General features: G+C 64.6%; 11 protein-coding genes, 1 tRNA gene and 1 pseudogene. 10 read left to right on the top strand and 3 right to left on the bottom strand.

What is annotated here, in order from left to right; genetic code table 11:
- Positions 1–37: 37 nt before the first annotated feature.
- From AU197_RS15725 to AU197_RS15715, 3 genes are all read left to right on the top strand, one after another.
- Positions 38–1000 (top strand): metallophosphoesterase, encoded by a 963-nt coding sequence (locus AU197_RS15725; protein WP_064403604.1) that lies wholly within the window; start codon positions 38–40, stop codon positions 998–1000.
- A gap of 11 nt (positions 1001–1011) precedes the next feature.
- Positions 1012–2118, top strand: coding sequence for an L-cysteine desulfhydrase Cds1 (gene cds1, locus AU197_RS15720; protein WP_064403821.1), 1107 nt, complete (start codon positions 1012–1014; stop codon positions 2116–2118).
- Between the two features lie 388 nt (positions 2119–2506).
- Positions 2507–2580 (top strand) — tRNA-Pro (locus AU197_RS15715).
- A 209-nt stretch (positions 2581–2789) separates the two neighbouring features.
- Here the strand turns inward: AU197_RS15715 and AU197_RS26660 are convergent.
- Positions 2790–3197 (bottom strand): annotated as a pseudogene (locus AU197_RS26660) (tyrosine-type recombinase/integrase); the annotation flags it as partial.
- On the opposite strand from AU197_RS26660, the gene AU197_RS26655 reads away from it, so the two are divergent.
- From AU197_RS26655 to AU197_RS15700, 4 genes are all read left to right on the top strand, one after another.
- Positions 3108–3464: a hypothetical protein gene (locus AU197_RS26655; RefSeq protein ID WP_064403603.1), complete on the top strand. Its 357-nt coding sequence runs from the start codon at positions 3108–3110 to the stop codon at positions 3462–3464. The pseudogene AU197_RS26660 and the gene AU197_RS26655 sit on opposite strands and share 90 nt — an antisense overlap.
- A 506-nt stretch (positions 3465–3970) precedes the next feature.
- Positions 3971–4168, top strand: a complete 198-nt coding sequence (locus AU197_RS26045) for a helix-turn-helix transcriptional regulator (protein WP_082696698.1) — start codon at positions 3971–3973, stop codon at positions 4166–4168.
- Between the two features lie 134 nt (positions 4169–4302).
- Complete coding sequence (locus AU197_RS15705; RefSeq protein WP_064403602.1) at positions 4303–5865, top strand: AICE element replication initiation protein; 1563 nt, start codon at positions 4303–4305, stop codon at positions 5863–5865.
- 87 nt (positions 5866–5952) lie between these two features.
- On the top strand, positions 5953–6414 hold the full coding sequence (locus AU197_RS15700; protein ID WP_064403601.1) for a hypothetical protein: 462 nt from the start codon (positions 5953–5955) through the stop codon (positions 6412–6414).
- Positions 6415–6428: 14 nt separating this feature from the next.
- On the opposite strand, the gene AU197_RS26040 is transcribed toward AU197_RS15700, so the two are convergent.
- Both AU197_RS26040 and AU197_RS15695 read right to left on the bottom strand, forming a co-directional pair.
- Complete coding sequence (locus tag AU197_RS26040; RefSeq protein ID WP_082696697.1) at positions 6429–7313, bottom strand: hypothetical protein; 885 nt, start codon at positions 7311–7313, stop codon at positions 6429–6431.
- Positions 7314–7433: 120 nt separating this feature from the next.
- Complete coding sequence (locus tag AU197_RS15695; protein ID WP_064403600.1) at positions 7434–8669, bottom strand: hypothetical protein; 1236 nt, start codon at positions 8667–8669, stop codon at positions 7434–7436.
- A gap of 262 nt (positions 8670–8931) precedes the next feature.
- Here AU197_RS15695 and AU197_RS15690 point away from each other — a divergent pair, with 262 nt between their 5' ends.
- The 3 genes from AU197_RS15690 to AU197_RS15680 all read left to right on the top strand — a co-directional run bounded on the left by AU197_RS15690 (position 8932) and on the right by AU197_RS15680 (position 11814).
- Positions 8932–10053, top strand: coding sequence for a tyrosine-type recombinase/integrase (locus AU197_RS15690; protein WP_030133894.1), 1122 nt, complete (start codon positions 8932–8934; stop codon positions 10051–10053).
- The gene (locus AU197_RS15685; protein WP_064403599.1) at positions 10043–10375 is read left to right on the top strand and encodes a helix-turn-helix domain-containing protein; all 333 of its coding nucleotides are present in this window, start codon (positions 10043–10045) and stop codon (positions 10373–10375) included. Before AU197_RS15690 ends, AU197_RS15685 begins: the two co-directional genes overlap by 11 nt.
- A 128-nt stretch (positions 10376–10503) precedes the next feature.
- Positions 10504–11814 carry a hypothetical protein gene (locus tag AU197_RS15680; protein WP_030133892.1) on the top strand — a complete coding sequence of 437 codons (1311 nt, stop codon included), beginning with the start codon at positions 10504–10506 and terminating at the stop codon, positions 11812–11814.
- Positions 11815–11831: the final 17 nt, after the last annotated feature.

Below are 11831 nucleotides of genomic sequence, written 5' to 3'. Positions count from 1 at the left end.
CCGCTGCGTCGGCACCACTGGCAGTAGGCTCTGCAGCATGTCCGCCCGTTCGACGACGATCCTGAAGAACTCCGCCGCGGCGTCCGCCGGTGCGCTGGTCGCCGGCATCGGCTACGCAGCGGTGATCGAGCGCAACGCCTTCGTGGTGCGAGAAGTGACGATGCCGGTGCTGGCGCCCGGGTCGTCACCGTTGAAGGTGCTGCACATCAGCGACATCCACATGCGGCCCGGACAGCGGCGCAAGCAGGCCTGGCTGCGCGAGCTGGTCGCCCTGGAGCCCGATCTCGTGGTCAACACCGGCGACAACCTCGCTCACCCCAAGGCCGTGCCCGCCGTGGTGCAGTCCCTGTCGGATCTGCTGTCGGTGCCGGGATTCTTCGTGTTCGGCAGCAACGACTATTTCGGCCCGACGCCGAAGAACCCGCTCAACTACATCACCCGGCCCGGCCAGCGCATTCACGGTGAACCGCTGCCGTGGCAGGACCTGCGCGCGGCGTTCACCGAGCGTGGCTGGCTGGACCTGACCCACACCCGGCGCGAATTGGAGGTGCGGGGTCAGCTCATCGCGGCCGCAGGCGTCGACGACCCGCATCTGTCACGCGACCGCTACGAGACCGTCGCCGGCCCGGCCAGTCCCGCCGCGAACCTCACGCTCGGGCTGACCCATTCGCCGGAACCGCGGGTGCTCGACCGGTTCGCGGCCGACGGCTATCAGCTGGTGATGGCGGGCCACACCCATGGCGGCCAGTTGTGCCTGCCGTTCTACGGCGCCCTCGTCACCAACTGCGGCCTGGACCGGTCGCGGGTCAAGGGTCCGTCACGCTGGGGTGCGCACACCCAACTGCACGTCTCGGCGGGCATCGGCACCTCGCCGTACGCCCCGCTGCGGTTCTGCTGCCGTCCCGAGGCCACGCTGCTGACACTGGTCGCCGCGCCGACCGGGGGCCGGGACGCCGACGCTCGGGCGGGCACGTCCCATCCGAGCGTCGCGGTGCGGTGACCGACGGTGCGGTGAACGACAGGGCCCTCACCGCAAGCCGTAGTGGCCCGCGCGCGTGGGTCGACGACGCCATCCGGTTGATCGAGGCCGACGCGCGCCGCAGCGCCGACACCCACCTGTTGCGCTATCCGTTGCCGTCGGCCTGGTGCGACGGCTGCGATCTGCAGCTGTACCTCAAGGACGAGTCCACCCACATCACCGGCAGCCTCAAGCACCGGCTGGCGCGGTCGCTGTTTCTCTACGCGCTGTGCAACGGGTGGATCGACGAGAACACCACGATCATCGAGGCGTCATCGGGGTCGACGGCGGTGTCCGAGGCGTACTTCGCGGCACTGCTCGGTCTGCCGTTCATCGCCGTGATGCCGTCCTCGACGAGCACCAGCAAGATCGCGTTGATCGAATCTCAGGGCGGCCGTTGCCATTTCGTCGCCGAGTCCAGTCAGGTCTACGCCGAGGCCGAACGGCTCGCCGAGGCCACCGGCGGGCACTACATCGACCAGTTCACCAACGCCGAGCGGGCCACCGACTGGCGCGGCAACAACAACATCGCCGAGTCGATCTTCGAGCAGATGCGCGACGAGGCGCATCCGGTGCCCGAGTGGATCGTGGTCGGCGCGGGCACCGGCGGGACGAGCGCCACCATCGGCCGCTACATTCGCTACCGCCGCCACGCCACTCGGCTCTGTGTGGTCGACCCGGAGAACTCTGCCTTCTTCCCGTCCTATGCGCAGAACCGCGGTGACGTCGTCACCGGTGTGTCGTCGCGCATCGAAGGGATCGGCCGTCCGCGGGTGGAGCCGTCGTTTCTGCCCGGCGTGGTCGACCGGATGGTCGTCGTGCCAGATGCCGCTTCGGTCGCCGCCGCTCGACACGCCAGCGCTGTGCTGGGCCGACGGGTCGGGCCGTCGACCGGGACGAACCTGTGGGGCGCGTTCGGCCTGTTGGCGGAGATGAGGGATGAGGGTCGCAGCGGATCGGTGGTCACACTGCTCGCCGACAGCGGCGACCGCTATTCGGACACCTACTTCTGCGACGAGTGGCTGACCAGCCAGGGGTTGGACCCCTCGGAGTTCGCGTCGGTGTTGGACGTCTTCGAGCGCTCAGGATGCTGGCCCTGATCGTCGTCGCCACCGATCAGCGGGCCGTCTGAGGTGAGGAACAGCCACACCGCGGCGAGAACGAAGAAACCCAGGTAGATGGATGCGCCAAGACCAGTCATCTCGTCCTCGCTTCGTCGGTTGCCTACATGATGGAGAACGCCACCGACATCCGGTTGCTTCCCGCGGCGTGTCGCAAATCACGTCTCGCCGACGTTGGGATCGGTTCCTTACCGTGGCCGCGTTCTTGTCGCGTTCGCGAGGCGTACACCACGGTCGCGGTACCGCCTGAGATACCGCCCTGGTGTACGTCTCGCGAACGGGAAAGCGAGTGACCGTGCAGAGCGCCGCCGCCCCTAGGCGTTTGGCTTGGCGGCCTGCTGGTGCGATACGCTGTCGTGGCTTCACGCGGGGTGTGGCGCAGCTTGGTAGCGCGCTTCGTTCGGGACGAAGAGGTCGTGGGTTCGAATCCCGCCACCCCGACTCGTGTTATCGCAGGTAAGAGGCCCTGACTGGTTGTACTGGTCGGGGCCTTCGTCCTTTCCAGTCCGCAGCTGGTCCGCAGCAGCTTCCAGCGATTGAGTTCGAGCTTCGTCGAGAGCCGCCGAAACCATCTCCAAGTCATCCGGAAACAGATCGGCGTAGGTGTCCAACGTGAGGACCGCCGAGGCGTGCCCCAGCATGGTCTGAACGGCCTTGACGTTGGCGCCGGCGCTGATGGCCAGAGACGCGGCGGTGTGACGGAGATCGTGGGGGGTCACCACCGGGAAGGTTGCATCTTTGGCGACGAGCCGCTTGACCGCCTTGTTGAACACTCGGCGTCGCCAGTTCGACACTCTCAGAATTCCGCCCTCGGGCGCGGCGAAGACTAGGTCATCGGGCTTCTTCCCGACCATCAGTGCGGCCAGTTCGTGAGCAAGGAATGCGGGAAAGGGCACCATCCGCTGCTCATAGGACTTGGGTGATGACCATTCGAGTTGACCTTCGACCTCCGTGACGGACTCACGCACGTGGACGCGACGTCGAAGCATCTTCGCGTCACCGACACGCAGTGCCGCCATCTCTCCCCAGCGCAATCCGGTGTAGGCCAGGAAACGCACGACCGTCGCATCCGTCCCGACTTCAATCGCGAGCTGCTCAACCTGCCGGTGAGTCAGGTAACCGCGCGGCCGCCGTTTGCGGCGAGGAAGCTTGATTCCCACACACGGATTGCGTGCGATACGGCGGTCCTCGACCGCCATCTCCAGCACCTGACGCAAAATTCCCACAGCATTCTCGATGGTGGCCGCGCCGGCACCGGCAGACGTCAGCGACTGGACCCACGTCCGGACGTCGGTCGTCTGCACGTCGGCGACAGCTACAGCTGACCACCGAGGCTCGACGTACACCGGCCACGTGTATCGCCGCGTCGATGCCGTCGTCTTCTTGAGATGGCTCTGCGTCCCAAGCCATTTCGCGTAGAGCTCGCCGACGCTGACGCGTCCCGCCTTCGGAGCGACGTAAGCGCCCGTCACCTGCATGGCTGTGATCTCGTCGAGCCAGGCCTGCGCATCCACCTTCCGCTCGAAGGACCGTGTGTTCTCCTGGCCCTGGTCGTCGACATAACGTGCCAGCCAGCGACGCCCCTTGCCTGCCCGCGCAGTAGGGCCACCGTCTGCCCGCCGCCAGCGGTCCTCCACGCCGCCACGGCGATTACGTCTCTGCATAGCTGCTCCTCTGCCAACGCAAGTCTGGCACCGACCACCGACAGTCGGTGAGAAGAACCGACCGGCACCAATTTCAGCGTGAATTCCACGCTACTGGTGGACAGATTGATAAGGCCACCAGCAGGGTGAGATCCGTACGGAGCAAGTTTGATCCAGGAGGAATCACAATGGAACTGCTTGGAGCTAAACAGGTATCGGAGCTGACAGGAGTTCCGGTCGGGACGCTGCGGTACTGGCGCCATTCGGATATCGGCCCTGCGAGCTTCACGCTCGGACGCCGAGTCGTCTATCGGCGCGACGAGGTACTGCGGTGGATATCGCAGCGGGAGAATGCAACCCGTCGAGGAGGCGGCGACGCGGCATGACGACCATCCAAGCGAAAAGCCCCGGGGACTAGCCGAGGCTTTTCGTTCGAACCACCCGAACCTCACACACGGAAGTTCCTTATGAGAATAGCTCGCCATGCCTGCCTGCAGAAGCAGCACGGGCAGGAAATCCTATGAGCGCCAAGGAAGAAGCGGACAAGCGGTCAGTTGCCGCCCGCCTGGTCGGCATGGCGCAGGAACGCTACCTTCTCGGGGTGTCGGAAGACGGCGAACCGTTTGGCGCCGAACGTACGCGTCCGCATATTGCGATGCTCCTTCGCGGTGGCCGAACAGGGCTGCGTGCCGACCTTGCCGCCCGATACTTCGCCGAGACCGGCGCAGTCGCCGGCGGTCAAGCACTCACCGACGCCACGTTGATCCTTGAAGGCCTGGCAGCTGCCCAGGCCCCGGAGAAGCTGCACCTGCGCGTTGCCGAGCACCACGGGGCGAGCTACATCGATACCGGACGACCCGATGGCAAGGTCATTCGCATCGGCTCGGGCCGTTGGACGGTCCTCGACTCCGCGCCGGTGCGGTTTTCGCGAACCAGGCTGACCGCAGCCATGCCCTTACCTCTGGCCGATGGTGATCTGGAGCGGCTATGGGATTTCGTCAATGTCGCCGTCGAAGACCGGCCCGTGTTGCTCGCGGCGCTCGTCGCTGCATTGATCCAATGCGACGTGCCGCATCCTGTGTTGGCACTCTTCGCGGAGCAAGGCAGCGCCAAGAGCACGACGACACGCATGCTGGTCGACCTCATTGACCCGTCGCCGGTCCCGCTGCGCCAGGCGCCGCGCGACGCCGACTCCTGGGTGACCGCTGCCTCCGGCTCGTGGGTAGTCGCACTGGACAACCTGTCCGCCATCCCGTCGTGGTTGTCGGACTCGCTGTGCCGCGCCGCCACCGGCGACGGCAACGTAAAACGTGCGCTTTACACCGACGCCGATCTCGCGGTTGTGAAGTTCCGCCGCTGCGTCATCATCAACGGCATCGATGTCGGTGCGGTACGTCCCGACCTCGCCGAGCGACTCGCGACGGTCGACCTACGACGCATCGATCACCACATGCGACAACCGGAGGCCACGATGCGACAGATGTGGATGGAGTCTCTACCAGGAATTTTAGGCGGATTGCTCGACTTAGCCTGCGCTGTGCATCGGCGCCTGGCGACCATCGTGGTCGACAACGCGCCACGGATGGCGGACTTTGGCCGCACCCTGGCGGCCGTGGACGAGGCGTTGTCGACCCATGGCTTGCGTCGCTACTTGTCGCGCGCCGATCAGCTCTCCGAGGACAGCCTGTCTGCCGACCCATTTATTGAACAACTGCGGCGGCACGCCCGTGAACCACTCGTCGGGAAATCTGGCGGCGACCTCCTGACGATGGTCACCCCGGTCAGCGACCACTGGCGACGCCCCAAGGAATGGCCGAAGAACGGCAGAGATGTCACAGCAAGTCTGAGGCGGCACGCACCGGCGCTGCGGAGCCTCGGATGGGTCATCGACGACGACGGCGCGCGTAACCATCGGAACGTGTTGCTATGGACCATCTATCCGCCATACAAAGATGTGGTGGCTCAACTAGCCTCGCAATCCTCGCGTCCCTCGCTGCTACCGTCGAGCACCACCACGCTGCGTAATCCTGAGATCGCGGTTGCACCGGTCACCGATGAGAGCCGCGAAGACCTACCCGCGTAGCAGTGCCTGCGTCGTTCTGCGTAATCGCGAGTTGTTCTGTCGGGTCCGGAGGGCATTATCAGGACGTACACGGGAAGGCCAGTTGACATGAATCTCGATAACGATCTGAAGCGGTTGGCCACCGCCGCGGCAACTAATTGGCCGGAGATCGCATTATCGGGCCGTCTCGACGCCGCGATTCGAGACCTCTACCGAACACATCTGCCGTTCCCGCCATCTTGGACTCCCGACGAGCGTGACGAGTTCATCGAGGAGCACGCCGAAATGGACGCGCAACAATTGGTTAGCCGGTTCGACGACCTGATCGACGTCGTGATTGACGGCGTCGGCCACCAGTACGGGTGCCAGCCCAGTCAGGACGACGCTTCATCCACGATCGCTCAAGCGCGAGAGGATGCCGTCTACGAGTTGCAAGCCAGTATCGAATATTTGTCAGATGACCTCGCGCAGAGTGCGATCCACACTGCGGGCCGGACCGTCGCGAGTATGACTGGGTGCAGTCCCGCCGGACGACGTTCCCGGCGGAGGTCGAGACACATGAGCCGCTGATTCGCCTGACCTTCTCACCAGCTACGGTGCGGATGAACGGCATTGGATAGATCCCGCGCGGCCGTCAGAGTTGCCCGATCGAGCTTCTTGAGCCGAGCCTGCTCTGCCACACGTGTGAGCAACTCACACAGCACCCCGGCGTCACCCAGCGCAGTTCCTACGGCATCCACCTGCACGACAGGCTCGTTCCGTCGGCCTGTCGGCTCAGATTGCTCCTGCGACGCAGTGACTTTCGGCACTTCGACGACACGTATCGGTGCGCCGTAGCGTTGCGCGGCTGTGCGCGCCGACGACGCGTCTCGACGACACGTGTCCGAGCAATACAATCGGCGACGGCCACGCCGAGGAGCGGCGTCCTCATCGAGCATCACCGCATCGCAGCGGACACAGCGAGTCGGATCGTAGCCACCGCCAACACCCGCACCGGGCGAACCCCGGGTTACATCCTCTGGCAGTGGATCGACGCTGACTGAGTCGGTGTTCGGACCCAATGCATCAACAGGTCTCGGACTCGCTGCCGCCGAAGCCGTTGAACCCCGTCCACCCTGATCTCCGGTGCGCGCGCGGCGCAGGACAGTCTGAATTTCGCGGACATCCAAGCGGACGAGTTCAGCGATCTGCGCAAAGGTTTGGCCGCGAGCCCGCATCTGGTCGACCACAGCCTGCAGCTCACGAAAGTGAGCAGCCCGCCTCTTCACCGCATCAGCACGGATGTTCTCGGCGGCCTGGTCGAAGCGCTTGCGTTCCCAGGTATCAACGGTGCCGATTCTATGGAGAATTGCCCGGATCTCCTCGGCACCGGCCGCGTTGGCTCGATCACGGCGAACCCGCTCCTCTCTCTTCTTTCGCTGCGCTTCCCATGCCCGGCGCCGCGCAAGAAGCTTCTCATTCGCGCCCATGTCTGCAACCTATGAACTGGCAGCCGGATAAGTCCACCACCACAGCCACATTCGTAAAGACAGTCCGAGACCCACGGCAGGGCGACCTACGAAGCCCGAGCAACCTGCATCACGGTGATGTCAGCGGGAGACTTCGACGACCTCGCCCCGAATCGCCCAGTGCTCATCTATCGGTTCAACCCGGAGTAGCTCGCCGGCGACGCAGAACTCGTCGGCAGGTGCCCAAACGACACCATCGTTAGACAAGCGGACGAGTCGCGGCACCGAGCCGAGCACAGCGCGGCGTTGATCAAGCAAGTGGCGTTCTATGTCTGCGGGGTCGGCTGCGAGACTCATTGCGAGCCGCGATGCGACCTCGTGCAGGATCGTCGTGTCAGTGTGGGCCTGGAATGCAGCGACCACACCGTCCACGACCCCCTTGACCAGATTGCCTAACACGCGCCGATGCCTACGCGGAGGTCGCACCTCGACCTTGACCGCGAAAGCCGTCCCTCGATCGCAGACGGACTCGGCCACCTTGACCTGTCCGCGGACAACCGCTAACCACACCTGTGCTGCCAGCTTTTCGCCCGCGAACGCGCCCAGGTCCGTCCAGCCGAACGCTGCGAGCTGCCGACCCTCCTGCCAACCGTCGAAGCTGCAAGACCGCGACCGAAGTGCGTAGCGGTACCCAAACGGATACACGGCACCATCCGGAGCTGGTGTCGCGGCACCAGCGAGTTCGAAGCGGATTCCGTTGGCGCCAGCCACTGCGAAGGAGTCGATGCCGTAGAGCACGACGTTTTCGACGTCCGCCCTGTCGTCCTTCTCGCCAAAGAATGTGGCGTGTAGCACCTGTCCGCCTGCAGGCTCCAGTTGCCTGCAACGGGACTTGATAGCCGAACGCAAGCGCTCCTGCCACTCAGGCCGATGTTGGCGCTCGAATCGGATGTAGTCATCGGCCCACGCCTGGACGACCTCACCGTCCGGTCCGTGGATCTCAAAGCGGGTTGCGTGATCAGAGCTCGAAGCTGCGGTCTTTGTCTCCGTGTCGAGAACACGCGGAGGCACGTCTTGGCCAGGACGGCACGTCCTGCACCTCGAGATCGGCTCTCCTACGTGTTCGGCCGTCCACTGTTCGATTCCGATCACGTGCTCCGCACAGACTTTCACGTATTGGTCAGTCCATGATCCCTTGCCGCTCTGCTGCCGGACGCTGATCGTCGAGCAGCCCGCACGGTGAACGCGCGCGTCGGTCGGATTGTGATTACGCCTGATGTTGATCACGTAGCCAGCGGGGTGCTCGGTGAGCCACTCCATGTAGCCGGTGTCGTCGTCGCGGAACTCGCGGGCGCTCATCGCCTCATCCTCTGCCACGTTGCCGCAGGGTCAATGCACCTCGGCGCTGCCGCATCACATCAAGTCCCTGCTCAAAGTCGGATCCACACACCTCTTGCACTCCGGGCCAGAAGATCGCCAATCAACTTAAAGTTGACGCACGCGGGTGGCGCTTGGGGCGAGAGCCGCCAAGCCGCCATTGAACCATTTCCCGTTTGTGCTGATGAGCGATTTCGGCCCAGATCGTGGTAACTTGCCGTTGACATTGACAACTGTGAGTTGACCGTCTGGAGGCCTTCAGTTGAGCGTTCCAGGTTCGGCGCACCTCGTTCTCGCCGCGGGCGTGGTCCATCTTGATGAACCGTCCGCGGTCTTTGAAGCGATGCTGTCGGGGTGGCGACGCCAGCAGAAGTCCCGGCTGCTTGCCGAGGCCACGATCGAATCGCGATTGGCGTTCGTGCGACGGTTCGCTGCGTTCGCCGAGACGCATCCGTGGGATTGGACGGCCGGCGATGTCGAGGACTTCACGGCGGCTCTGATGTCGGGAAACAACCGCAAGGCGCCCTCGACAATTCGCGGCTACCACATGACGCTGCGGTTGTTTTGTGACTACCTACTCGATGGCCGTTATGGCTGGATCTCGCAGTGCGAGCAGCGGTTCGAAAGGATCCCGTCGCAGGTCTGCCATGACTTCAACACCGCGGCGCATCTGGTCGAATACGAGGGCAAGCCCGCCCGCCGGCCGTTCACCTACGACGAGGTGGAAACGTTGTTCGCGTTCCTTGCCGATCGAGTGGACATCATTGCGCGTTCGGGTCGCAAAGGCGCGTTGGCGGCGTTGCGCGACGCGCAGATGATCAAGACGGCCTACGCCTTCGGGTTACGCCGTCGAGAGCTGTGCTACCTCGACGTGGCCGACCTGCGTCCCAACCCGCGGATGCCGGCGTGGGGAACGTTCGGCGCCGTCCACGTCCGGTATGCCAAGTCCAGCCGCGGCAGCGCCCCTCGGCGTCGCACGGTGCTGGCCGTTCCCGAGTTCGACTGGGTGATCGACGGACTGCGCCAATGGGTCGATCAAGCCCGGCCGCTTCTGAGTCCCGGCAGCCGTCAAGAGTTGTGGCTGACTGAGCGTCGGCAGCGGGTGGCGACCAAGCAAATGGACAAGCGATTCGCCTACTTGCGGGCGCAGGCCGGTCTGCCTCAAGACCTCACCCTGCACTGCCTGCGGCACTCCTATGTGACCCACCTGATCGAGTTCGGTTACCCGGAACGGTTCGTTACCGAGCAGGTCGGACATTCTTACGCCTCGACCACCGCGATTTACACCTCGGTGTCCAACGACTTCAAGACCAAAACGTTGCAGGCGGCGCTGCGCCGCGTCTACGGATCCGCGACGACTGAAGGGAGCCAGGATGAGCACTAGAACCGTCCTCCGGTGGAACCTGCGCCGCCTGATGGCCGAGAACGGCATGTTCGCCACCACCGACCTCGTCGCACCGCTGCACGAACGTGGCGTGGAGATCTCCCGACAGATGGTTCACCGGATCGCTACCAAGCCTCCACAGCGCATCAATCTCGACCTGCTGGCGGCGCTGTGCGACATCCTGGCGTGCACCCCCAACGATCTGTTCGAGCTCGCCCAAGAACAGATCCGCGAGGCACCCGCAGTCAACGACAGCGGGCCCGGGATCGGCGACCTGCGGCCGATCCGCGCCAGGATCCGCCGCCCCGGCGACAACGAGTGAATCGACGAGCCTGCTGGGAGTGCGCAAGCACCAACTACCTGACCCGGCTGACGCATGGGTGTCGCATTTGTGTCGGCTGCCGTCGCAGGCGGCACTACCACCCCGAAACCTGTCCGGGCTGCCATGTCGTGCGGCCGCTGGCATGGCGACGCGGCGAGACGGTGGTGTGCGCGTCATGTGCCGGTGTCGAGTCGATCTTCGGGTGCCGCGAATGCGGGCGCGAAGACCATCCCTACGGGCACAATCGGTGCGCGCGATGCTTCCTGCGTGAACGCCTCAGCGACTTGCTCGCCGACCCGACGACCGGCCAGATTCACCGCCAATTGCGGCCGGTCTTCGACGAGCTGGTGAACTCCGAACGCCCACAAACAGGGCTGTGGTGGCTGCGCAAGAAACCTGGCATCGGCCCCCAACTTCTCGGGCAGATGGCTTGCGGCGCGGTCGACATCAGCCACGACACCTTCCGCACCCTGCCCTCGGATCGTGCCCACGACTACCTTCGCAGTCTTCTCGTCGCGGTCGGTGTCCTGGAACCGTTCGACATCCGCATCGAACGGATGCTGCCCTGGATCGAAGACATCGTCGCCGAACTGCCCGCCGAGGACGCCGCCTTGATTCGCCGATTCGCGCACTGGCAGGTGCTGCGAGGAATGCGCAAGGCCGCCCGTGAAGACCGGTTGACCAAGTCGATGGCCGATGCGTGTCGACGGCGCATCCGCGTCGCGATCGAGTTCGTGGGCTTCCTCGCCCGCCATGACGCCAGTGCGGCGACCGCGACCCAGGATCTGTTGGAGCGCTACCAAGAACACGTCGGCAGGATGCTGAACCATGAGTACGCCTTCATCGTCTGGCTACGCCAATCCCGCACCAACACCAAACTCCGAGTCCCCGACGTCCCGCAGTCACCGCCCTCAGTAACCGTCTCCGATACGCAGCGGTGGGCGGCCGTAGAGCGTCTGCTGCACGACACGACCGTGCGCCGTTATACACGAATTGCGGGCCTGCTCACATTGCTGTTCGCACAGCCGCTTTCACGCATCGTCGCCATGCGCACCAGTCAGGTCGCGATCACCGACGACCGGGCCGTGCACGTCACCTTCAGCAAGATTCCAGTCCAGATGCCGCCGCTCCTCGACGACCTCATCCGTGAGCACCTCGAGCACCGCGGCAAAAGCCTCTACGCCTCACGTGGAACCGGCTGGCTGTTCCGCGGCGGCAACCCTGCAGCGCACCTCGCCACCGAGAACATCCGCTCCCAGCTCGTCGCCATCGGGATCAAGCCCTACGAGAACCGCAAAGCGACCCTCTTCCACCTCTCCGGCGACATGCCCGCACCAGTCCTGGCCGAACTGCTCGGGCTCACCGACAAAAACGCCGCCGACTGGGCCAGACTTGCTGCCCGCGACTGGACCGCCTACATCGCCGAAAGAGCCCGCTGACCGTATCGCTGTGCCTC

Source organism: Mycobacterium sp. IS-1590 (assembly GCF_001500025.1).
Lineage (GTDB): Bacteria > Actinomycetota > Actinomycetes > Mycobacteriales > Mycobacteriaceae > Mycobacterium.
This window is presented reverse-complemented; position numbering and strand designations above follow the sequence as displayed.